Origin of the sequence: Chromobacterium alticapitis (genome assembly GCF_002924365.1) — a bacterium.
Taxonomy (GTDB): domain Bacteria; phylum Pseudomonadota; class Gammaproteobacteria; order Burkholderiales; family Chromobacteriaceae; genus Chromobacterium; species Chromobacterium alticapitis.
The window spans coordinates 42,324-65,275 of record NZ_PQWB01000051.1 but is presented as its reverse complement, the minus strand read 5'-3'; the positions used below and the strand labels follow the sequence as shown (position 1 = coordinate 65,275).

The following is a 22,952-nucleotide window of genomic DNA, read 5'->3' as shown; positions in this document are numbered from 1 at the left end:
TTAGGCCTTCTTGGAGAGTTGGTCCAGCGCCAGATTCAGTTCCAGCACATTGATTCGCGGTTCGCCGAGCAGGCCGAAGGTTTCGCCTATGATGTGGCCGTCTACCAGCTGGCGCACCGCGTTTGCCGGCAGTTTACGCGCGGCGGCTACGCGGTCAACCTGATAGTAAGCCGCTGCCACCGAGATTTCCGGGTCCAGGCCGCTGGCGGAGGCGGTGGCAAGATCCACCGGCACCAGGCCGGTTTGGGTCGGGTGCGCCTTGCGCAGGCTGTCTACATTGCCTTTGACCGCGTCCAGTTGGGCCTTGTTGGTCGGGCCGAGGTTGGAGCCGGACGAGTTGCCGGCGTTGTACGGCATCGGGCTGGTGGCCGACGGGCGGCCCCAGAAATAGGTGTCGCCGCTGAAATTCTGGCCGATCAGGCGCGAACCTACCACTTTGCCGTCTTTTGTTATCAGGCTGCCGTTGGCTTGGGCCGGGAACACCGCCTGGGCGATGCCGGTGGTGGCCAGCGGGTAGGCCAGGCCGGTGAGCAGCGACAAGCCGCCGAAGATCACCAGCAGGGGACGAATGACTTTCACGATAATCCTTTCCATTCTCTTGGCGAGGAGCCCGCGTCGCTCGCTTGCGCGGCGGGCTCGCCTTCGCCCGGTTCCCGGCTTGCCGGGGTGATGCCCCGGAACCGGTCCGGGAACCTGGTTAGCCTGTTACACCAGGCCCAGCGCGCCCAGCGCCATGTCGATCAGCTTGATGCCGGCGAAGGGCACCAGGAGGCCGCCCAGGCCGTAGACCAACAGGTTGCCGCGCAGCAGCTCGGCCGCGCTCTTGGCGTGGTACTTCACGCCCTTCAGCGCCAGCGGGATCAGGAACACGATGATGACGGCGTTGAAGATCACCGCCGACATGATGGCGGAGGCCGGGCTGTTCAGCCCCATCACGTTCAGCGCGTTCAGCTGCGGGTAAGTGCTGGCGAACGCCGCCGGAATGATGGCGAAGTACTTGGCCACGTCGTTGGCGATGGAGAAGGTGGTCAGCGAACCGCGCGTCATCAGCATCTGCTTGCCGATCTCCACGATCTCGATCAGCTTGGTCGGGTTCGAGTCCAGGTCCACCATATTGCCGGCTTCCTTGGCCGCCTGGGTGCCGGTGTTCATCGCCACGGCCACGTCGGCCTGGGCCAGGGCGGGGGCGTCGTTGGTGCCGTCGCCGGTCATCGCCACCAGCTTGCCTTCCGCCTGATGGCTGCGGATCAGCTTGAGCTTGGCTTCCGGCGTGGCTTCGGCCAGGAAGTCGTCCACGCCGGCTTCGGCAGCGATGGCCGCCGCGGTCAGCGGGTTGTCGCCGGTGATCATCACCGTCTTGATGCCCATCTGGCGCAGTTCGGCGAAACGCTCCTTGATGCCGCCCTTGACGATGTCCTTCAGCTCGATCACGCCCAGCGCGCGGTTGCCCTCGGCCACCAACAACGGGGTGGAGCCGCGGCGCGCCACTTCGTCGGCGCTCTTGGACAGCGCGTCCGGGAACTGGCCGCCTTGTTCGGCGATGTGGCGGCGGATCGCGTCGATGGCGCCCTTGCGGATCTGGCGGCCGTCGTAGTCGATGCCAGACATGCGGGTTTGCGCGCTGAACGGGATGAAGCTGGCTTCATGGCTGGCCAGTTGGCGTTCGCGCAGATTGAACTTCTGCTTGGCCAGCACCACGATGGAGCGGCCTTCCGGCGTTTCATCGGCCAGCGAAGCGAGCTGAGCGGCGTCGGCCAGATCCTTCTCGCTGATGCCCGGCGCCGGGATGAAGGCGGAAGCCTGGCGGTTGCCCAGCGTGATGGTGCCGGTCTTGTCCAAGAGCAGCACGTCCACGTCGCCGGCGGCTTCCACCGCGCGGCCGGAGGTGGCGATCACATTGGCGCCCATCATGCGGCTCATGCCGGCCACGCCGATGGCGGACAACAGGCCGCCGATGGTGGTCGGAATCAGGCAGACCAAGAGCGCCACCAGGGTGGTGATGCTGATCGGGCTGCCGGCCTTGGCCGCGTCCACGCTGAACAAGGAGAACGGCAGCAGGGTGACGGTCACGATCAGGAACACGATGGTCAGCGCTACCAGCAAGATGGTCAGCGCGATCTCGTTCGGCGTCTTCTGGCGCTTGGCGCCTTCCACCATCGCGATCATGCGGTCGAGGAAGGTTTCGCCCGGATTGACGGTGATTTTCACCACGATCCAGTCGGACAGCACGCGGGTGCCCCCGGTAACGGAGGAGAAGTCGCCGCCGGACTCGCGGATCACCGGCGCGGATTCGCCGGTGATGGCGGATTCGTCGACCGAGGCCACGCCTTCCACCACTTCGCCGTCCACCGGGATCACGTCGCCGGCTTCCACCAGCACGAAGTCGCCCTTGCGCAGGCTGGTGCCGTCGACGATGGTCTTGGCGGCGCCGTGGTTGCCGCCGGCCAGCTTCTTGGCCACCACGTTCTTCTTGGCGGAGCGCAGGCTGGCGGCCTGGGCCTTGCTGCGGCCTTCGGCCAGCGCCTCGGCGAAGTTGGCGAACAGCACGGTGAACCACAGCCACAGCGCGATGCCAAGGATGAAGCCGGAGGAGGCTTCGCCGTGGCCGCCCAGCGACTGTATCCACAGGCCGGTGGTCAGGATGCTGCCCACGTAGACCACGAACATCACCGGGTTGCGCCACTGGGTGCGCGGCGACAGCTTCTTGAACGAATCGACGATGGCCGGTTTCACCAGCGCCGGATCGAACATCGACTTGTTCGCGTTCTTGTGGCCGCCGACCGTCGGGTCGGTAGCCAGCGTCTTAGAATGATTCTTGTCGTTCATATCGAGTTTCCTTGACTGACGGGCGCTTAGCGGGCGGCGATCATCTGCAGATGCTCAACCACCGGACCCAGTGCCAGGGCCGGAACATAATTCAGCGCGCCAACCAGCAGCACGGTGCCGATCAGCAACACCACGAACAGCGGGCCATGGGTCGGCAGGGTGCCGCCGGTGACGGCCAGACGTTTCTTGGCGGCCAGCGAGCCGGCGATAGCCAGAATGGGCACGATCATGAAGAAGCGGCCGAAGAACATGGCGATGCCGGTCATGATGTTGTAGAACGGCGTGTTGGCGGACAGGCCGGCGAAGGCGCTGCCGTTGTTGTTGGCGGCCGAGGTGAAGGCGTACAGGATTTCGCTGAAGCCGTGCGCGCCCGGATTGAGGATGCCGGCCTTGCCCGCGCCCACGCTCACGGCGATGGCGGTCAGCGCCAGAACCAGGGTCGGGGTCACCAGAATGGTGATCGCGGTCATCTTCATTTCGTAGGTTTCGATCTTCTTGCCCAGGTATTCCGGCGTGCGGCCCACCATCAGGCCGGCGATGAACACCGCCAGGATGGCGAAGATCAGCATGCCGTACAGGCCGGAGCCGACGCCGCCGAACACCACTTCGCCCAGCTGCATCAGGAAAGTCGGGACCAGGCCGCCGATAGGCGTCAGCGAGTCGTGCATGGCGTTGACCGCGCCGCAGGAGGCGGAGGTGGTCACAGCGATGAACAGCGAGGTGTCGATGATGCCGAAGCGCGCTTCCTTGCCTTCCATATTGCCGCCGGATTGCAGGCTGCTGGCTTTCTGGTCCAGGTGCAGGGCCTTGTATTGCGGCACGCCGGCTTGCTCGGCGCTGGTCACCACGGTTACCGCGGTGGCGAACATGATGGTCATCGCGGCGAGAATGGCCCAGCCCTGGCGGCGGTCGCCCACCATGCGGCCAAACAGGAAGCACAGCGCGGCCGGGATCAGGAAGATCGCGATGTCCTGCAGGAAGTTGGACAGCGGGGTCGGGTTTTCATACGGGTGGGCGGAGTTGGCGTTGAAGAAGCCGCCGCCGTTGGTGCCCAGCATCTTGATGGCTTCTTGCGAGGCCACCGGACCCATGGGCAGGGTTTGCGTCTGGGTGGTCTTGTCTTCCATCACCGGCTTGCCGTCCTTGCCGGTCACCGGGTTGCCCTTGGCATCCACTTTGGGTTGCTGATACTTGGTCGCTTCCAGCGTGTGCACATCCTTGTAGGCGGACAGGTTCTGGATGGCGCCTTGCTGGGTGAATACCAGCGCGAACACCACGGCCAGCGGCAGCAGCACGTACAGGGTCAGGCGGGTGACGTCTACCCAGAAGTTGCCGATCTTGGCGCTGCTGTGGCGGGCGAAGCCGCGGATCAGCGCGATGACTACGGCGGCGCCGGTGGCGGCGGACAGGAAGTTCTGCACGGTCAGACCCAGCATCTGGGTCAGATAGCTCATTGTGGTTTCGCCGCCGTAGCCTTGCCAGTTGGTGTTGGTGACGAAGGAAACAGCGGTGTTGAACGAGGAGTCCGAGCTCACCGCGGCCATGGCCTGCGGGTTGAACGGCAGCGCGCCTTGCAGGCGTTGCAGCGCGTAGACGGCGATTACGCCGAGCACGTTGAACAGGATCAGCGCGACGGTATAGCCGCGCCAGCCCATTTCCTCATCCTGCTTGATGCCGGCCAGGCGGTAGAAGGCGCGCTCCAGCGGCGCGAAGAAACGCACCGGACCGACGTTGTCCCCCTGCATGATGCGCGTCATGTACGCGCCAAGAGGCCAGGCCAGCGCGATCAGCACGACCAGGAACAGCCCCAGTTGGAGCATGGCGGGTGTAGACATGATTAGAAATTCTCCGGTTTGACCAATGCGTAGATCAGATAGACGAATAGTCCGAGCGCCAGAGCGGCGCTGATCAGGTACCAAACACTCATTGTTTGCCTCCTAGTCGGTCACAGGCTGCGATCAGCAGCCAGGTCAATGCGCCGAACAGCGCGACCAAGCCCAGATAAAGCCAGTCCATAGTGAAAATCTCCATGCGTAATGTGCGATGTGGAAGGTACGCAATGCAGCGTCAAAAACCTGATAAAAGCGAGCGGCGAGGCGTAAATAAAATATAAAAATTATCTTTAATGGCCAGTTTCGTGGGAAAAAATTCCCTTATCTGGCGCATGTTTGATTTTTCTTTAGGCTAAAACGGCGCGCGGGGGCGGATGGCTGCTCAGCAAAGGCGAGGCATGCCGGGCGGATTGGCTGCGAGGAAGGAGATAAATAAAAAACAGCGGTAGTGCCGCCGGGGAGGCGGAGAGGGGGGAACGGAGGGCCGCTCAGGACCCGTCTCGGTTCAGAATAGATCGTCGCAACGGTCTGCCAGGAAGTGGGCGTCGTCGCGGTCATGCGCGCGTTGCCGCACCTTTTGCTGGCGCGACCTTTCCTCATCGCTCAACTGCGGCTTGGCCACGGCGTAGAGGAAGCTTTCATGCTGGTCTCGGGCTTGTTTTCTGCGAACGCTCAGAGGAATACGAGAAATCATCCTGCACCTTTCGATCTCGAAACGTGGATTTCTCAGGGCGATCCTGGGGGCTGCGGCGAGTGTGGCCGCTAGCGGGTCGGGCTGCGCCCTGACGGTATCAAGTTGACGCGATTTGTCAGGTTTGTAAAGCGTTTGGGTGTAAATCAAGCGGCGATTGTGGCGTTCCTTGTCGTTTGTCTCGGTTCAAACATAGGCCAGCCTTGTTACGTTGCCGTGATAGCGCGGTGAAACTTAGCCACTGAGATTTGATATAGATTTCAAGGGTATAATGTTGTATCAAAAGGATCTAAATTGTTATAAGCAAAGCGCGTAGCATCAGGGACATCTTGCAGGATGAATGGGGATGGCTATGGATTTGGGATATACGGCGGCGGGTCTGGTCGTCGGCTTCATCGTCGGTCTGACCGGTGTCGGCGGCGGCTCGCTGATGACGCCCATTCTGTTGTGGTTTGGCATCTCCCCGGCAACCGCCGTCGGTACCGACCTGATGTATGCGGCCCTGACCAAGGCCGGCGGCGTGGTGGTGCACCACAGGCAGCGCCATATCGACTGGCGCATCACGCTGCACCTGGCGCTGGGCAGCGTGCCGGCGGCTTTGCTGACGCTGGGTCTGCTGTCCTGGCTGCATGTGTCGCCCAAAATCATGGACGAACTGTTTCGTTTCGTGCTGGGTCTGGCCTTGCTGCTGACCGCAGCCGCCATTCTGTGCAAGCCCTGGCTGTTGAAAGTGGGGGGGCGGCACGTTGCCAAGCTGGGCGTGGGCGAGCGCTGGTGGCCGACTGCGCTGGTCGGCGCCGTGCTGGGCTTGCTGGTGACGCTGAGCTCCATCGGCGCCGGCGCCTTGGGCACCCTGGCCTTGTTCATGCTGTATCCCGCCTTGTCGACTTCGCGCCTGGTGGGGACCGAGATCGCCCACGCGGTGCCGCTGACCCTGGTCGCCGGCCTGGGCCACGCCAGCATGGGGCATTTGGACTGGGTGTTGCTGTTGAAGCTGCTCAGCGGTTCCCTGCCAGGCATCTGGCTGGGCAGCAAGCTGACCGGCAAGCTGGCGGATCATTGGTTGCGTCCGGCGCTGGCTGTGATGCTGGCGCTGGTGGGCGGCAAGCTGGTGTTCTAGTTGGTTTTGGCGCCGGGATGGCTGTAACGTTTCAGCAGGGCGGCATAGCGGCCGTCCTGTTTTAGTTTGTCCAGCGCGGCCTGCAAGCGAGCGGCATATTCCGGCTTGCTGTCCTTTTGCAAGGCGAAATAGAACTGCGTGCTGTCGTCCAGCACCTGTACCGACTCCAGCCGCTCAGGGTCTTGCCCCTGTTGATGCGCAGCGTAGCGCTGGAACAGGGCGACGCCCACCGTGTATTGCACCCGGCGCGCATACAGCAGCTTGACCGACAAGGCCTCGTCATTGGTCAGCACCAGGTTCTGGCTGTCGGAAAAACCGTGGTCTTCCATCATTTTCTGCCCAGGCGTATCGCGCGGCACCGCCACCAGGGAGTGGCGGGCCTGGTCCAGCGACGCGAAAGGCGCGCTGCGGGAGCCGCTGAGCCTGAACATTTCTATGGGCAGCGGCAGAGCGGGCCCCACCCATTTGAATAGGTTTTCGCGCTCCGGCGTGCGCACTGTCAGATAGAGCACGGTGTTCGGCGTGAGCTGGGCCTCGCGCAGCGCCCGGCTCCACGGCTTGATCTGGATGGTTGCGCGCAAGCCGCTTTCGCGCAGCATCATCTGCAGCAACTCATTGGAAAAGCCCTTGTAGCTGCCGTTTTCTTCATAGCTGAGAGGCGGCAGGCTTTCCGTCAGGGCATTGAGTTCCGGCATGGGCTGATCGGCTTTGGCGACCAGCAACTGGAAACAGCAGGCAAGCAAGGCGAGCATAGGCAGGCGCATGGCGTTCCCCGGCATGGATGCGTGTTTCCACTATAAGCGGAGGAGGCAGGTATGCAAAAGGCAAAGTCATTTGTCATTGTGGCGCGCGATGAGGATTTTGAGTTCTCGGTGCCGTTGACGTTTGCTGAGTGGTCGATCCGTTTGTCCATGGGCCGCATGGCCCTTGGCCAATCCGGGCTGCGGTTAGTCTGTCTCTGCGCATCTCGGGCATGGGATAGGACGACATGCAAAATGGCTCTGCCAATCGAGTAGCCAGGGCTGGCTGCCCCATGGGGCATGCCCGCGTCTTGAATGGGTTTTGTTGACGGCGAGGCAAGGAGGCTCGGCTTGTCAGGCGAGGCCCGCGATCTTCCAGGCTGCCGCGGAGAACAAAAAAAAGCCCCGGGTGAAAGCCCGGGGACGTCAAAGCAAACAACAAAGGAGAAGCCATAAGAAGCATGCGTATATTAATAAACTCTGATTTCTTGTGGCTTGATATGAAACAAACTTACAGTCGGGTATCGCAAAGAAGTAGCGGAAATCACAAGGCCTGCACCGCCAGCTGTTTGCTCATCGTCACGCGTTCGTCGTCGATGTCTGCCTCGTAGGGCTGACGGGCGATTTCCTGATAGCCCAGGCGCTGATAAAAGAACAGATTGCCGGGGAGGCGGCGGCGCGTGGCCAGGCGCGCGCTGAGTATGCCCTGTTGGCGCAGCTGGCTCTCCGCGTACTGGAACAGGGCGGAGCCAAGTCCTCGTCCCTGCAGTTCTGGATGCGTGCAGACGCGCTTGATCTCCGCGCAACCGTCTTCAGGCGGCAAGGCCAGCAAGCAGGCGGCCAGCCGTTGTTCCTGCCAAGCCAGGAAGAGCTGGCTGCCGCTGGCCAGGTGGCCGGTCAGGCTGGCCACGGTTTCGTCCAGCGCGGTGGGACGGCTGGGCAGAGACTCGGCCAGCGGGCCGAAGGCCTGATGAATCAGTTGGCAGACCGCCGGCAGGTCGTCCCAGTCGGCAAGGCGGAATTCCGTGGCATTCATGGCAGGCTCCCAGGTGTGGACCGGCTTATTCTGGTCCGCGATTGTTACCGAATGAAAAACGGCCACATGATAGTCATGCGGCCGTTTGGGGTCAGGGTCTGGCGACGCGGCTTACAGCTTGCCGGCCACCCAGGCTTCCACGCCCTTGAGCGCGGAGTCCAGGTTTTCCGGCTGGGTGCCGCCGGCCTGGGCCATGTCCGGACGACCGCCGCCCTTGCCGCCCACTTGCTGGGCGACGAAGTTGACCAGCTCGCCGGCTTTGACTTTGCCGGTCAGGTCGGCGGTGACGCCGGCCACCAGCGCCACTTTGCCGTCGGCCTTGGCGGCCAGCACGATGGCGGCGGAGCCCAGCTTGTCCTTCAGCTTGTCCAGCGTTTCGCGCAGCGCGGTATTGTCGGCGCCCGGCAGTTCGGCGGCTAGCACCTTGACGCCGTTGATGACGGCGGCGCTGTCGGCCAGGCTGTCGCCGGCGGTCGCGGCCAGCTGGCCCTTCAGCTTGGCCAGTTCTTTTTCCAGCGCCTTGGCGTTGTCCTGCAGCGCGGCGATCTTGGCCAGCACTTCCTCGCTGGTCTGCGCCTTCAGCGCGCCGGCGGCTTCCTTGATCAGCGCGTCCTGGGCCTGGACGTAGGCCAGGGCGCCCGCGCCGGTGACGGCTTCGATGCGGCGCACGCCCGCGGCAACGCCGCCTTCGGCCACAATCTTGAACAGGCCGATGTCGCCGGTGCGCTTGACGTGGGTGCCGCCGCACAGTTCTGCGGAGAAGTCTCCCATGGTCAGCACGCGCACTTCTTCGCCGTACTTCTCGCCAAACAGCATCATCGCGCCGGATTTCTGCGCGTCGGCCATGCTCATCAGCTCGGCCTTCACTTCGTAGTTGGCGGCGATCACGTGGTTGACCACGCGTTCCAGCTCGGCGATCTGCTCGGCGCTCACGGCTTCGCCGTGGGCGAAGTCGAAGCGGGTGCGTTCCGGGTTGACCAGCGAACCCTTCTGCGCCACGTGGCTGCCCAGCACATGGCGCAGCGCCGCGTGCAGCAGGTGGGTGGCGGAGTGGTTGCGGGCGCTGGCCAGGCGTTGGTGCAGGTCGATGGTGGCGGTGACCACATCGCCCACCTTCAGCGCGCCGCGGGCCAGCTTGCCCTTGTGGCCGAAGACCGCGCCCTGGATTTTCTGGGTGTCGGCCACGTCGAACAGCGCGTCCAGGCCGCCGGTGGCGGAGATTTCGCCCACGTCGCCCACCTGGCCGCCGCCCTCGGCGTAGAAGGCGGTGTTGTCGAGCACCACGATGCCTTCGTCGCCGGCTGCCAGCGATTCAACCGGCTCGGTGCCCTTGTACAGCGCCAGCACCTTGGCTTCCACGCTGGACTTGTCGTAGCCGTGGAAGCGGGTGTCGTCGCCGCTATAGCTGATCTTGCCGCTCATCTTGAAGTTGGAGCCGGCGCGGCCGCGCTCGCGCTGAGCCTCCATCGCGCGCTCGAAACCTTCCAGGTCGGCGTGGATGCCGCGCTCGCGGCAGATGTCGGCGGTCAGATCCACCGGGAAGCCGAAGGTGTCGTACAGCTTGAAGATGGTGTCGCCGTCCAGCGCGGTCTTGCCGCCTTCCAGCGCGGCGTCAACCAGGGCCATGCCGTTTTCCAGCGTTTCGGCGAACTTGATTTCCTCGGCGCGGATGGCGTCTTCGATCTGGGCCTGCTTCTCCAGCAGGTCCGGATAGGCTTCGCCCATCTCGGCGGCCAGGTCGGCCACGATCTTGTGGAAGAACAGACCCTTCTGACCCAGCTTGTAGCCGTGGCGGATGGCGCGGCGGGCGATGCGGCGCAGCACGTAGCCGCGGCCTTCGTTGGACGGCAGGATGCCGTCTGCGATCATGAAGCAACAGGCGCGGATGTGGTCGGCGATGACCTTCAGCGACGGCACGTCCTGGCTGTACGGCACGCCGGTTTCGCGGGCGGCGGCGCGCACCAGGCAGGCCAGCGCGTCGGTTTCGTAGTTGGACTTCACGTGCTGCAGCACGGTGGACAGGCGCTCCAGGCCCATGCCGGTGTCGACCGAAGGCTTGGGCAGCGGATGCAGCACGCCGGCTTCGTCGCGGTTGAACTGCATGAAGACGTTGTTCCAGATCTCCATGAAGCGGTCGCCGTCTTCGTCCGGGCTGCCCGGAGGGCCGCCGGCGACGGACGGGCCGTGGTCGAAGAAGATCTCGGTGCACGGGCCGCAGGGGCCGGTGTCGCCCATGGTCCAGAAGTTGTCGGACGCGTACGGCGCGCCCTTGTTGTCGCCGATGCGGACGATCTTGTCGGCCGGCACGCCGACGGTTTTATGCCAGATGTCGTAGGCTTCGTCATCGGACGCGTACACCGTGACCATCAGCTTGTCTTTGGGCAGGGCCAGCCATTGCTCGCCGGTCAGGAACTCCCAGGCGAAGGTGATGGCGTCGCGCTTGAAGTAGTCGCCGAAGCTGAAGTTGCCCAGCATTTCGAAGAAGGTGTGGTGGCGCGCGGTGTAGCCGACGTTTTCCAGGTCGTTGTGCTTGCCGCCCGCGCGCAGGCATTTCTGGCTGGTGGTGGCGCGGGTGTAGTCGCGCTTCTCGAAGCCCAGGAACACGTCCTTGAACTGCACCATGCCGGCGACGGTGAACATCAGAGTCGGGTCATTGCCCGGGATCAGGCTGCTGGAGGGAACGACCTGGTGGCCTTTGGAGGCGAAGAAATCCAGGAATTTCTTGCGAATTTCAGAAGTTTTCATGATTTTGGGTCAATTTTCCAAATCTGGTCCGGGCGCCATGCCGGGACGAATCCGTCGATTGTGTCAAGCCGCAGCCTGGCTGGCAAGCGCTTCGCAGCGCCGCCCCGGTCCGCCGCGAGCCTTGGCTGGCGCTGCTTGGCGGCGAGGGGCCATGGCTCAGTCTTCGTAGAAGTCGTCGTCGGCGTCGCCGGCGATGACCTGGCGGATCACGTCGGCCGGGAAGCCGCGCTGCGCCAGGAAACGATATTGCTTGGCTTTTTCCTGGGGGTCGGCCGGCGGGCAGCCGAATTTCTTGCGCCATTGGGCGCGCGCGCTGGCCAGATCATCCTGGCCTGACAATGCCTCGCGTATGGCCTCGTCGGCCACGCCGCGCTGGCGCATTTCCTGGGCGAGGCGGCGGCTGCCGAACTTGGCGCCCTTGCTCGCCGCGAACTGGCGGGCGAAGCGGTCGTCGGACTGCCAGTCGGCCGCGGCCAGTTCATCCAGAGCGGTTTCCAGCTGCTCCGGGCTATCCGCAAAAGGCGCGAGCCGCCGAACCAGTTCCTGCCGGGTGTATTCCCGGCGGGACAGCAGCTCGGCGGCTCGCGCCTTCAGGCTTTTGCCTTGCTCCGACATCAGGCGTCGAGAGCGTCGTCGGCGAACTCTTCGTCGCCCTGGTTTTCGTTGATTTCGATCTTCACGCCCACCGCTTCGCGGATCTTGCGCTCGATTTCTTCAGCGATCGCCGGGTTGGCCTTCAGCCATTCGCGGGTGTTGTCCTTGCCCTGGCCGATCTTCTGGCCGTTGTAGGCGTACCAGGCGCCGGACTTGTCGATGAAGCCGTGCTTGACGCCCAGCTCGATGATTTCGCCCTGGCGCGAGATGCCCTCGCCGTACAGGATTTCGAAATCGGCTTGGCGGAACGGCGGGGAAACCTTGTTCTTCACCACTTTGACGCGGGTGTCGTTGCCGATCACTTCCTCGCCCTTCTTGATGCCGCCGGTGCGGCGGATGTCCAGGCGCACGGAGGCGTAGAACTTCAGCGCGTTGCCGCCGGTGGTGGTTTCCGGGTTGCCGAACATCACGCCGATCTTCATGCGGATCTGGTTGATGAAGATCACCAGAGTGTTGGTGCGCTTGATGTTGCCGGTCAGCTTGCGCAGCGCCTGGCTCATCAGGCGGGCTTGCAGGCCCACGTGGCTGTCGCCCATTTCGCCTTCGATTTCAGCCTTGGGCACCAAGGCGGCCACCGAGTCGATCACGATCAGATCGACGCCGCTGGAGCGCACCAGCATGTCGCAGATTTCCAGCGCCTGCTCGCCGGTGTCCGGCTGCGAGATCAGCAGGTCGTCGACCTTGACGCCCAGCTTTTGCGCATATTGCGGGTCCAGCGCGTTTTCCGCGTCGATGTAGGCGCAGGTGCCGCCCAATTTTTGCATCTCGGCCACGGCTTGCAGACACAGGGTGGTTTTACCGGACGACTCCGGGCCGTAGATTTCCACCACGCGGCCGCGCGGCAGGCCGCCGACGCCAAGCGCCAAGTCCAGGGTCAGCGAGCCGGTGGAGACCACCTGCAGGTTTTCGTTGATCTGGTTGTCGCTCATGCGCATGATCGAACCCTTGCCGAACTGCTTTTCAATCTGGGAGAGGGCGGCGGCGAGCGCCTTGCTCTTGTCTTCGGAAGCCATGCTGTCTCCAAATGGGGTTGGTCGGACCAATAATGGGGCGATTATCGCAGAAAACCAGTGGACGAACAGCAGCTTGCCGGCCATCGTTTTCATGCCGCGCGAGCAAAGCCGCGCCGCGCCCCCTTTTGGCGCGGTGCAGGATGTGTACAATGGGGACATGATGAACGAACGCGCCCAACATCTGCTCAAGATCCTGATCGAGCGCTATATCGCGGATGGCCAGCCGGTCGCCTCCAAGGCCCTGTCTCTTCTGCCGGGCGTGGAGCTGTCGTCGGCCAGCGTGCGCAATGTGCTGGCCGATCTGGAAAACATGGGCCTGATCGCCTCGCCGCACACCTCGGCCGGCCGCGTGCCCACTGCGCGCGGCTACCGCTTGTTCGTAGACCGCCTGTTGACCATACGCCCGCTGGACCGGCTGTCTTTGCACGAGCTGGAGCACAGCCTGCAGCCGGACAGCCCGCAGCGCATCGCGCAGGCGGCGTCGTCGCTGCTGTCCGAGCTGACCAGCTTCGCCGGCGTGGTGCTGACGCCGCAGCGCAGCGACGTCGCCTTCCGCCAGATAGAGTTCCTGCGGCTGTCCGAACGGCGGGTGCTGATGATACTGGTGACGCTGGACGGCGACGTGCAGAACCACTTGCTGGGCACTGAGCGCGATTACACGCAGGGCGAGCTGATCGAGGCCGGCAATTTCATCAACCAGCATTACGCCGGCCAGGGGCTCAGCGCCGTCACGCAACGCGTGGAGAGCGAGCTTGCGCAGCTGCAGGGCGATATCTCGGAGTTGATGGCCGCGGCGGTGAAGCTGGGCCAGCAGACGCTGGCGCAAAGCGGGGAAAACGTGGTGGTGTCCGGCGGTTCGCGCCTGCTGCAGGTGCATGACCTGTCGGACGATCTGTCGCGGCTGCGCGAGCTGTTCGGCGTGTTCGAGCGCAAGACCGAGCTTTTGAAGCTGCTGGCGCAGGGCAGGGAGGCGAGCGGCGTGAACATTTTCATCGGCGAGGAGTCTGGCGTGGTGACGCTGGACGAATGCTCGGTGGTGACCGCGCCATATTGCATCAACGGCCAGGTGGTCGGCACGCTGGGCGTGGTCGGCCCCACCCGCATGGCCTACGAGCGCGTGATTCCCATCGTGGACATCACGGCCCGCCTGGTCAGCAACGCGCTGTCTTTCCGCGATTGACGCGCGTTTTCGCCTTTGACACGACAGACTCGAATTTCGATTTAAAGAGCAAAAAAATGAAAACCATGCACCAACTGGCCGTCCTGGCCGCCGCCGTCTGCGTCTCCCTCCCCGGCTGGGCGGATTCCGCCTTCCTGGGCCGTCCCGACGTGCAGCGCTACATAGACGAGCAGGTGGCCAGCGGCCAGTTCAATCGTCCCGAGCTGGAGGCGGTGTTCGCCAATGTGGAGTTGAAGCCCAATATCATCCGCATCCTGGACAAGCCGTCCACCTCGCGGCCGTGGTACCAGTTCCGAGCCTCCACCGTCAGCGAGAAGCTCATCGCCGACGGCGCGGCGTTCTGGCAGGCCAATGCCGACGCGCTGGCGCGCGCCGAGCGCCAGTACGGCGTGGCGCCGGAGGTGATCGTGGCCATCCTGGGCGTGGAAACCCATTACGGCCGCAACACCGGCAGCTTCCGCCTGGTGGACGCCTTGTCCACCATAGGCTTCGACTACCCGCGCCGCGCGGCGTATTTCCGCGGCGAGCTGACCCAGTTCCTGCTGCTAGCCAAGGAAGAGGGCAAGGACCCGCTGACGCTGAAGGGCTCTTACGCCGGCGCCATGGGTTTGCCGCAATTCATGCCGTCCAGCTACCGCAAGTGGGCGGTGGACTTCGACGGCAACGGCCACCGCGACATCTGGAACAATCCGCACGACGCGATAGGCAGCGTGGCCAACTATTTCAGCCAGTTCGGCTGGAGGCATGGCGACGATGTGGTGGTGCCGGCCAGCGTGGTGGCGGGACCGCAGATCGACAAGCTGCTGGCCGACAAATTCAATCTGCACTACACGGTGGGCGAGCTGCGCAAGATGGGCGTGGCGGCGCAAGCGCCGCTGGCTGACGACGTGCCGGCGGTGCTGTTCTCGCTGGAAAGCTCGCCCGGCGTGACTGAATACTGGCTGGGGCTGAATAACTTCTACGCCATCACCCGCTACAACCGCAGCACCCTGTACGCCAAGGCGGTGCAGGAAATCGCCGAGCAGCTTCGCCAGCGTTATTACGCCGGCCTGGCGCAGCGGCAGTCCGAGCCGGCTTCCGCCGCGCAGTAAGGCCGATCCAGCCATGCCGACCGGCGCCGCCCTCGCGGCCGCGCCGGCGAAACCTGTCGCCTTGCGCGGCAATTGCCATTAAAATCCGCCCCCATGAGCTATCAAGTCCTTGCCCGCAAATGGCGGCCCAAACGCTTCGCCGACCTGGTCGGCCAGGAGCATGTGGTGCGCGCCCTCTCCAACGCCCTGAAAGAGCAGCGGCTGCACCACGCTTATCTGCTGACCGGCACCCGAGGGGTGGGCAAGACCACCATCGCCCGCATTCTGGCGAAAAGCCTGAACTGCGAAACCGGCACCACGGCCGAGCCTTGCGGCGAATGCCAGGCCTGCCGCCAGATCGACGCCGGCCGCTACGTGGACCTGCTGGAGATCGACGCCGCGTCCAACACCGGCATCGACAATATCCGCGAAGTGCTGGAAAACGCGCAGTATGCGCCGACCATGGGCCGCTTCAAGGTCTACATCATCGACGAAGTGCACATGCTGTCCAAGAGCGCCTTCAACGCGATGCTGAAGACGCTGGAGGAGCCGCCCGGACACGTCAAGTTCATCTTGGCCACCACCGACCCGCAAAAGGTGCCGGTGACGGTGCTGAGCCGCTGCCTGCAGTTTTCCCTGCGCAATATGACGCCGCAGCAGGTGTCCAGCCATCTGGCGCACATGCTGGATGTGGAAGGCATCCAGTACGAAGCGCCGGCGCTAGCGCTGCTGGGCCGCGCCGCGGCGGGTTCGATGCGCGACGCGCAATCGCTGCTGGACCAGGCCATCGCCTATGGCCTGGGCGAGGTCAAGGAAGACGGCGTGCGCGCCATGCTGGGCGCGGTGGACCGCCGCTTCCTGTTCACCTTGCTGCAGGCGCTGGCCGAGGCTGACGGACCGGCGCTGCTGGCCGAGGCCGACAGCCTGGCCGAGAGAGGCGTCAGCTTCGACGCGGCCCTGTCCGAGCTCGCCGTGCTGCTGCAGCAACTGGCGTTGGCGCAGACGGTGCCGGCGGCGCTGGCCGACGACGAGCCGGAGCGCGAGGCGATCTTCGCGCTGGCCGACGCCATCGCGCCGCAGGACGTGCAACTGTATTACCAGATCGCCATCCACGGCCGCAAAGACCTGGCGCTGGCGCCGGATGAGCACGCCGGCTTCAATATGACGCTGTTGCGCATGCTGGCCTTCCACCCGGCCAACGCGCCGGCGGAGAGCGCCGCGCCGGCCCGGGCGGCCGCGCCGCAGCCCGTTCCGCGTCCGGCCGCCGCCACCGCGCAGGCGGCCAGCGCATCGCTTCCCGCTGAACGGGGCATATCGCCGGCCGCGCGCGCGCTGCAGGCCGCGGGTCTGGCGAATCATCAGGCGAAACCGGCTGCGCGGCAGGCGTCGCCGGAGCCGTCCAAGACAGAACCGGAGCCGGCCAAGCCGGAGCCAGAGCCCGCGCCTAGTCAGACAAGGCCGCTTGAACCGGCCAAGATAGAACCCAGGCCGGAGCCGCGTCCGGCCGCGCCGACGCCGGCCAAGCCCGTGGAGCCTGAGCCGGAAGAGGAGGAGCGCGACGAGGAAGAGGCGCTGGACTCGCCGTGGCAGCAATCCGGCGGCGACGACATGCCGGATTACGCGATGCAAGCGCCGCTGGAAGACGAGCCGGCGAGCTACAGCTTCGACGGCGATTGGCAGCGGCTGGTGGCCGAGCTCGGCGCCAAGCTCGGCGCGGCGCGCATGTTGGCTCATAATGCGGTATTGAAGCGCTGGAGCCAGAGCCGGCTGGAGCTGGCGGTGCCGGAGAGCTTCCGCCATATGAGCGGACGCGATTATCAGGAAAAACTCAAAGCCGCGCTGGCCGAACGTTTCGGCCATGCGGTGGAACTCGCGGTGACGGTGGAGGAGCTGGGGATGGAAACCCCGGCCATGACCGACGCCCGGCTGCGGCAGGAGCAACTGGCCGCCGCTCGCGAGTGTTTGCAAAACGATCCGGTGGTGCAGCAGATGGTGCGAGAACTCGGCGCCACGCTGCTCATCGAGACCATTCAACCCGTACAGGAGTGACCGCGATGTTCGGCAAAGCAGGTATCGCCGGCCTGATGAAGCAGGCCCAGCAAATGCAGGAAAACATGAAGAAGGCTCAGGAAGAACTGGCCTTGGTGGAAGTGGAAGGCCAGTCCGGAGCCGGCATGGTCAAGGTCACGATGACCTGCTCCCACGATGTCAAGCGCGTCGCCATCGACGACAGCGTGCTGGACGACAAGGAAATGCTGGAAGACCTGATCGCCGCCGCGTTCAACGACGCCGCGCGCAAGGTGGAGGCCACCAGCCAGGAACGCATGTCCGGTTTCACCGCCGGCATGAACCTGCCGGCCGGGATGAAGTTCCCGTTCTGATTCCAGGGCCCGGCGACGGGCCTTTTTCTTCGGCGCGGCGCTTGGGCATGGCATGCCGGGCGCCGCGCCGGGTTTTCCGCAGGTTGATGCCGTGTCGATGAAGAATCCCCCCGCGCTGGAGCAATTGATCTCCGCCTTGAAAGTGCTGCCCGGCGTCGGCCCGAAAACCGCGCAGCGCATGGCTTTCCACCTGCTGCAGCGGGACAAGAAGGGCGCGGACAAGCTGGCGCGCGCGCTGGACGTGGCGCTGACTCAGCTGACGCATTGCCAACGCTGCAATACCTTCAGCGAGGCCGAACTGTGCGCGATCTGCGCCGACGACGGCCGCCGGCAGGACCAGCTGTGCATCGTGGAGATGCCGGCGGACCTGATGATGCTGGAGCAGGCCAAGTGCTTCGAGGGTCTGTATTTCGTGTTGATGGGGCGGATTTCGCCGTTGGACAATATCGGTCCCAAGGACCTGAACCTGGACAAGCTGCTGCCGCGCGCGCTGGACGGCCAGGTGAGCGAGATCGTGGTCGCCACCAATTTCACCGCCGAGGGCGAGGTGACGGCTCATATGTTGAGCGAGCTGTTCAAGGACCGCGGGCTGGCCGTGACCCGCATCGCCCGCGGCATGCCGGTGGGCGGCGAGCTGGAATACGTGGACCTGGGCACGCTGGCCCAGGCGGTGTACGAGCGGCGCAGCGTATAGCCGGCGCATGGTTTCGGCATGGCGGATTCGCTAGAATCGTCGCCTGCTTTCCCCTGTTTTCCTCTTCAGGAGTCTGATCGACATGAACAAGTGATGCCCGGATGCCCTTGGCGTCCCCGATTTTCGCTCCGCCGTCCGGCGCGTGCGAGCGTGCGCATTGCTTGTTGTCGACAGATTGCCCCGCATCCCGTCCCGTTTGGGCGCGGGCATCGTTTGCGCCGCTGCGCGCCGGCATCGGTTTCCCTTTCCTCTGCAGGAGGTCAAGATGCCTGACGCCGTATCCATACACGACGAAGTTTTCCGCCATAACCAAGCCGCCTGGGATAAACAGGCCCGCGCCGACTGCGAATGGTCGCGCCCCGTTTCCGCGGCCGATATCGCCGACGCCCGCGCTGGCCGCCATCAGGCCAGGCTGACGCCGGACCCGCTGCCAACCGGCTGGCTGGATGCGCCGGCCAGTTGGCGCATATTGTGCCTGGCGGCCGGCGGCGGCCAGCAGGCGCCCTTGCTGGCCGCTGCCGGAGCCGAGGTGACGGTGCTGGACGCATCGGCCGAGCAATTGGCGCGCGACCGCATGGTGGCTGGGCGCGAAGGGCTGGCGTTGCGGCTGGAGCAGGGCGATATGGCCGATCTGTCCCGCTTCGCCGATGCGAGCTTCGATTGCGTGTTCCACCCGATTTCCAATCTGTACGCGCCGGATGTGGCGCCGGTATGGCGTGAATGCATGCGCGTGCTGCGGCCGGGCGGGCGGCTGCTGGCCAGCTTTTACAACCCGGTGGTTTTTGTGGCGGAGCGCGATGCGGATGATCTGGCCCGGGGGCGGATCACGCCGCGTTACAAGCCGCCCTACGCGGATGTGCGCGATCTGGACGAGGCCGCGCTGGCGGCCAAGCGCGAGCGCGGCGAGTCCTTGGTGTTCGGCCACAGTCTGAGCCAGCTGATAGGCGGCCAGCTGGCGGCGGGTTTCGCGCTGCGCGGCTTCCAGGAGGCTTATGCCGCCGCGCCGCGCTTCGTGATTGACCGCTATCTGCCGACTTTCATCGCCACCTGGGCGCAGAAGGAGGGCTAGCGGGGCAGGGGCGGGCGCGGGGCTAGCCCTCCACCCGGTTGCGGCCGGCGTGCTTGGCGGCGTAGAGGGCCTGATCGGCCCGTTCCAGCATGCTGTGGATGTCGTCGCTTTCCTGGTAGGCGGCCACGCCGAAGCTGGCGGTGCAGCGCTCGACGACGGGGAAGTCATGGCCCTCTACGGCCTGCCGCAGCTTTTCCGCCAGCGTGCGGGCGCCGCGCAGGTGGGTGTCGCTGCAGATGATCAGAAATTCCTCGCCTCCCCAGCGCACGGTGATGTCGCAGGCGCGGACGGTGCGGCGGATGATGTCGGCCATCGTCTTCAGCACCTCGTCGCCCACCTGGTGGCCATGCCGGTCGTTGACCAGTTTGAAGTGGTCGATGTCCAGCAGGATGAAGGCAAACGGGCTGGAAAAGCGCTTGGCCACCGCGAACTCGTGCGGCAGCATTTTTTCCAGGAACAGCCGGTTGTAGAGGCCGGTCAGCCTGTCGGTGGTGGCGAGGCGGTTCAGCTCCTCGTTTTTCAGCTCCAGCTCATGGGTGCGGGCCTGGACTATGTTCTCCAGCTCGTCGTTCATGCGCTGCAGCTTATCGATATAGCCGCGCAGTTCCTGGTCCAGCACATAGGAACGGATCGCCGATTGCAAAGTCAGGATCAGGTCTTCGTTGAGCCAGGGCTTTTCCATGAAGCGGAACAGATTGGCCTCGTTGATGGCGCGCTTGACGCCCTGCATATCGCTCTGCCCGGTCAGCATGATCTTGATGGCGGAGGGCTGGCTGGTGTGCACGCGCACCAGCAACTCGTCCCCTTTCATGCCGGGCATGATGTAGTCGGCCACGATGATGGTCAGCGGCCGGCCTTCCTGCCGCAGCTCTTCGAGCAGATCCAGCGCCTCTTCGCCGCTTTCGGCGATTTCGACGATGAGTTCGTTGTGGAAGTGCTGCGACAGCGCGTTGCGCAGGGCGCTGAGCACGGCGATGTCGTCGTCGACGCAGAGGACGATTTTCCTGTCCGCTCCGGAGAGCCCGTCAGTCGGCATGATCGTTTCCCATCTTGCGCCAGAATTCATCGAGCCCGGCGTCTATGCAGCGCATCAGATCTGTCGCCTCCCAGGGCTTGGAAAAAAAGTGGTTGGCCGAACCCGTCGCCAGCGCCGAATGTATGGAGGCCTCGTTGCCCTGGCCGGACAGCAGAACGGTGATGATGTGCGGGAATAGTTTTCTGGCGGCGGACAGAAAGGCGTCGCCATTCATGCTCGGCATGATGAAGTCGGAAATCACCACCAAGGGAATCCAGCCTTCGGCGGCGATTTCGTCGAGTATGTCCAGCCCTTCGGCCGCGCTTTCGGCGATTTCCACCAGATAGGCGGGATAATGTTTTTTCAATTGGTCGCGCAAGGCGATGAGCACGCTGGGCTCGTCATCCACGCAAAGAATCACGCCTTTTTTCATCTTGCCTCCTGTTCATAGGGCAAGAAAACCTTGAACGTGGTGCCATGGCCCACTTCGCTGGAAAATTCTATTTTCCCCCTGTGTCTTTCTATGATTTTTCTGACGATGTCCAGGCCCAATCCCGTGCCTTCGCCTCTGGGTTTGGTGGTGAAGAAGGGGTCGAATATGCGATCTTTGACGGCTTCGGGAATGCCGCAGCCGGTGTCGTGGATGGACACTACAGCATAGTCCCCGTCTTTTTGAATGCCAAGCCGCAGGGTGCCGTGGTAATTCATGGCCTGCAGCGAGTTGGCAATCAGATTGGTCCAGACCTGATTGAGTTGATCTGGCTGGCATTTTATTTGCGGGATGTCCTGATAATCCCGAATCAGCTCTATATTTTGCTTGATCTTGTTTTGATAAATAGTCAGCACGGTTTCTATGCTGTCGGTTAATGGCGCTTCCATCATTTCGTCATTGGTATCGAAACGGGAGAATGTCTTCAGCGCGAAAATGATTTTTCCGACGCGGTCCACTGCCATATTGATGTTGGCCGCATTCATGATGATGGAGTGCAAATTATAGGCGGCGTTCAAGATTTCTCCGCTTTGCGGATGCGTCAGCAAGGGCTGGAAATCAAGATAGCGCTCATGCGCCCGCAATTGGACCAGCATGGCGGCCTTGCCGCGCGCGTCCTCCAGGCCGAGCTGGGTCAGCTGCTCGGCCAGTTGCCTGGATATGCTGCGTTCTTCCCGGCTGTTGAACGCCGCGTTGGCTTGCTTGCCGCTGTCCAGCAATTGCTTGAACAATTCGAGATGAGGCGCGTCCAGTTGCAGCAGAATGGCGGGCAGGTTGTCCAGCGCATGGCCCAGCGCGTCCAGGATATTGTTGCTGCTGGATTTGATGGCGCCGATTGGCGTGTTGATTTCATGGGCGACGCCGGCGACTAGCTGGCCCAGCACGGCCATTTTTTCGGACTGTATCAATTGCCCCTGGGTCTGCCGCAGTTCCTGCAGAGCCTGGTCCGCGTGTTGCCGCGCGGCTTTGATCATGTTGTAGGAGATGGCGTTGGTCAGCGCGATGGCGGCGTAGGCGGCGATGGAGCGCAGGATTTCCAGCTCGCGTCGCTGAAACGCGCCTGCCTCGCGGCTGAGCGCCATGGCTATGCCAATGCAATTGCGGCCGGCGGTCAGCTGATGGACCACGCCTTGTTTCATGTTTTGCCCGAACGGCGCGCCGGCCGGCGCATGCAACTGCGCGATGGCGTTTTCGTCGAGCAGCAGAATTTCTTCGGTGCCGAGAAATGCGCTGACGACGAAGGTGTCTGTTTTATCCAGCGGATAAAGAAGGGCGGGTTTTTCCTCGCCGTCGTCGATGCTGTAAATCAGTTCCAGAGCGTTGGCGTCGAATTTGAGCAGGGCGACGGCGAAGCTGTCTATGGGCATCAGCTCGCGCAGATGCTGGTAGAGCGCGACGCATATCGCCTTGCTGTCCAGGCTGGCCGTCAGCGCCTTGCCGATGTCGCCGAGCTGGCGCAGCGTGTCGGCTGAGGTCGTCAAGGCAATGTTGGCCTGGTGCAAATCCGCCGTGCGCTGATGCACCAGCTCGCTCAAGTGGTCGCGGTGGGCGGAGAGTTCTTCTTCATACTGATTTTTTTGCGCCAAATACTCGGACAAGTTCTGCTGCATCGTATTGATGCCGTTGGCCAGTTTGTCCAGCTCGTCCTGATGGCTGTGCCGCCGCTCCAGCCGTATCAGCTTGTGCAAAGTCTGCGGCGAGAACTGATCCAGATGCAGGGCGATCTTGCGGATGTGGCTGGTGACGTAACGGTTGAAAATCAACATCAGAAAGCCGGCCAGCATCAGCGAGTAGATGGTCTGCGTCAGGACTATGTTGCCGATTTCCTTCTTCAGCTCCGCGACCAGAATGCGGCTATCGCCCTCTATCTCCAGGCTGCCTATCGTTTCGGTGGTGTGGGCGGTGAGGTCGTGGTGTTTAAGCAGGAAGAATATTTTCGGCGTCCAGGCGGTGTTTTGCCAGCCGGGCTTGGACAGCATGAAGGACTCCGCCTCGTAAGGCCGTTGCGATTCGGCGTTCAGATTGATCAGCTTGATGGTGACCTTGCCGACCGACGGCACGTGGAAGCTGCTGCGCAGATGCTCGTCTATGGCGCTGCGGTCCAGGTCCCAGATGGCCTTGTTCAGCGTTTGCTGGTAGATGTCGCCGATCAGGTTCAACTGGTTTTGCATGGCCTGGACTTGCTCGTTCCAAGTCAGCCAGGTTTTGACGACGACGGTGGCGAAAGTGAAGGCGAGGCAGAATAGCAGGGTGGCCAATACCAGGCGGCCGGCCAGGGACCTGGTGCCTGTCTTGCCGTTTTTCATGTGTCAAATCCCGAATTTGACTGTCTTGTGCCGAATATTTCCTATTTGTAGCGGTCGGTAGGAGGGATTGCAAAGGCGGGATGGCAAGCT

Annotated in this window: 20 protein-coding genes; 7 read left to right on the top strand and 13 right to left on the bottom strand. The window is 63.5% G+C overall.

Annotation, left to right across the window (positions count from 1 at the left end):
* The 5 genes from kdpC to C2I19_RS21775 all read right to left on the bottom strand — a co-directional run bounded on the left by kdpC (position 1) and on the right by C2I19_RS21775 (position 5,499).
* On the bottom strand, positions 1-579 hold the full coding sequence (gene kdpC, locus C2I19_RS13355; protein ID WP_304529152.1) for a potassium-transporting ATPase subunit KdpC: 579 nt from the start codon (positions 577-579) through the stop codon (positions 1-3).
* 126 nt (positions 580-705) lie between these two features.
* Positions 706-2,826 carry a potassium-transporting ATPase subunit KdpB gene (gene kdpB / locus C2I19_RS13350; RefSeq protein ID WP_103903186.1) on the bottom strand — a complete coding sequence of 707 codons (2,121 nt, stop codon included), beginning with the start codon at positions 2,824-2,826 and terminating at the stop codon, positions 706-708.
* Between the two features lie 26 nt (positions 2,827-2,852).
* A complete protein-coding gene (kdpA, locus tag C2I19_RS13345) occupies positions 2,853-4,661 on the bottom strand; it encodes a potassium-transporting ATPase subunit KdpA (RefSeq protein WP_103903185.1) in 1,809 nt (602 codons plus the stop codon).
* A gap of 2 nt (positions 4,662-4,663) precedes the next feature.
* A complete protein-coding gene (gene kdpF / locus C2I19_RS13340) occupies positions 4,664-4,753 on the bottom strand; it encodes a K(+)-transporting ATPase subunit F (RefSeq protein WP_103903184.1) in 90 nt (29 codons plus the stop codon).
* 410 nt (positions 4,754-5,163) lie between these two features.
* On the bottom strand, positions 5,164-5,499 hold the full coding sequence (locus tag C2I19_RS21775) for a hypothetical protein (RefSeq protein ID WP_146056810.1): 336 nt from the start codon (positions 5,497-5,499) through the stop codon (positions 5,164-5,166).
* A gap of 202 nt (positions 5,500-5,701) precedes the next feature.
* Between C2I19_RS21775 and C2I19_RS13330 the strand changes: the two genes are divergently transcribed.
* On the top strand, positions 5,702-6,469 hold the full coding sequence (locus C2I19_RS13330) for a sulfite exporter TauE/SafE family protein (protein WP_103903236.1): 768 nt from the start codon (positions 5,702-5,704) through the stop codon (positions 6,467-6,469).
* On the opposite strand, the gene C2I19_RS13325 is transcribed toward C2I19_RS13330, so the two are convergent.
* From C2I19_RS13325 to recA, 5 genes are all read right to left on the bottom strand, one after another.
* Positions 6,466-7,233, bottom strand: coding sequence for a substrate-binding periplasmic protein (locus tag C2I19_RS13325; RefSeq protein ID WP_158253706.1), 768 nt, complete (start codon positions 7,231-7,233; stop codon positions 6,466-6,468). The genes C2I19_RS13330 and C2I19_RS13325 overlap by 4 nt on opposite strands.
* Positions 7,234-7,753: 520 nt before the next feature.
* Positions 7,754-8,245: a GNAT family N-acetyltransferase gene (locus tag C2I19_RS13315; RefSeq protein ID WP_103903180.1), complete on the bottom strand. Its 492-nt coding sequence runs from the start codon at positions 8,243-8,245 to the stop codon at positions 7,754-7,756.
* Between the two features lie 111 nt (positions 8,246-8,356).
* Complete coding sequence (gene alaS, locus C2I19_RS13310) at positions 8,357-10,990, bottom strand: alanine--tRNA ligase (RefSeq protein ID WP_103903179.1); 2,634 nt, start codon at positions 10,988-10,990, stop codon at positions 8,357-8,359.
* Between the two features lie 156 nt (positions 10,991-11,146).
* The gene (recX, locus tag C2I19_RS13305; RefSeq protein ID WP_103903178.1) at positions 11,147-11,605 is read right to left on the bottom strand and encodes a recombination regulator RecX; all 459 of its coding nucleotides are present in this window, start codon (positions 11,603-11,605) and stop codon (positions 11,147-11,149) included.
* Positions 11,605-12,657 carry a recombinase RecA gene (recA, locus tag C2I19_RS13300; protein WP_103903177.1) on the bottom strand — a complete coding sequence of 351 codons (1,053 nt, stop codon included), beginning with the start codon at positions 12,655-12,657 and terminating at the stop codon, positions 11,605-11,607. Before recA ends, recX begins: the two co-directional genes overlap by 1 nt.
* Before the next feature lie 157 nt (positions 12,658-12,814).
* Between recA and hrcA the strand changes: the two genes are divergently transcribed.
* The 6 genes from hrcA to C2I19_RS13270 all read left to right on the top strand — a co-directional run bounded on the left by hrcA (position 12,815) and on the right by C2I19_RS13270 (position 19,051).
* Entirely contained in the window at positions 12,815-13,837 is a 1,023-nt protein-coding gene (hrcA, locus tag C2I19_RS13295) for a heat-inducible transcriptional repressor HrcA (RefSeq protein WP_103903235.1), read from the top strand.
* Positions 13,838-13,893: 56 nt separating this feature from the next.
* A complete protein-coding gene (gene mltB / locus C2I19_RS13290) occupies positions 13,894-14,928 on the top strand; it encodes a lytic murein transglycosylase B (protein ID WP_199181173.1) in 1,035 nt (344 codons plus the stop codon).
* A gap of 93 nt (positions 14,929-15,021) precedes the next feature.
* On the top strand, positions 15,022-16,956 hold the full coding sequence (gene dnaX, locus C2I19_RS13285) for a DNA polymerase III subunit gamma/tau (protein WP_103903176.1): 1,935 nt from the start codon (positions 15,022-15,024) through the stop codon (positions 16,954-16,956).
* 5 nt (positions 16,957-16,961) lie between these two features.
* On the top strand, positions 16,962-17,288 hold the full coding sequence (locus tag C2I19_RS13280; RefSeq protein ID WP_103903175.1) for a YbaB/EbfC family nucleoid-associated protein: 327 nt from the start codon (positions 16,962-16,964) through the stop codon (positions 17,286-17,288).
* 97 nt (positions 17,289-17,385) lie between these two features.
* The gene (gene recR, locus C2I19_RS13275; RefSeq protein ID WP_103903233.1) at positions 17,386-17,982 is read left to right on the top strand and encodes a recombination mediator RecR; all 597 of its coding nucleotides are present in this window, start codon (positions 17,386-17,388) and stop codon (positions 17,980-17,982) included.
* Between the two features lie 265 nt (positions 17,983-18,247).
* Positions 18,248-19,051, top strand: coding sequence for a class I SAM-dependent methyltransferase (locus tag C2I19_RS13270; protein ID WP_103903174.1), 804 nt, complete (start codon positions 18,248-18,250; stop codon positions 19,049-19,051).
* 22 nt (positions 19,052-19,073) lie between these two features.
* Here C2I19_RS13270 and C2I19_RS13265 read toward each other — a convergent pair whose 3' ends face one another.
* From C2I19_RS13265 to C2I19_RS13255, 3 genes are read right to left on the bottom strand one after another with little or no spacing between them, the layout of a single operon-like run.
* Entirely contained in the window at positions 19,074-20,087 is a 1,014-nt protein-coding gene (locus C2I19_RS13265; RefSeq protein ID WP_103903173.1) for a GGDEF domain-containing response regulator, read from the bottom strand.
* The gene (locus C2I19_RS13260; protein WP_103903172.1) at positions 20,077-20,499 is read right to left on the bottom strand and encodes a response regulator; all 423 of its coding nucleotides are present in this window, start codon (positions 20,497-20,499) and stop codon (positions 20,077-20,079) included. Before C2I19_RS13260 ends, C2I19_RS13265 begins: the two co-directional genes overlap by 11 nt.
* A complete protein-coding gene (locus C2I19_RS13255) occupies positions 20,496-22,862 on the bottom strand; it encodes a GAF domain-containing sensor histidine kinase (RefSeq protein WP_103903171.1) in 2,367 nt (788 codons plus the stop codon). The genes C2I19_RS13260 and C2I19_RS13255 overlap by 4 nt, the downstream gene beginning before the upstream one ends.
* Positions 22,863-22,952 lie beyond the last annotated feature (90 nt).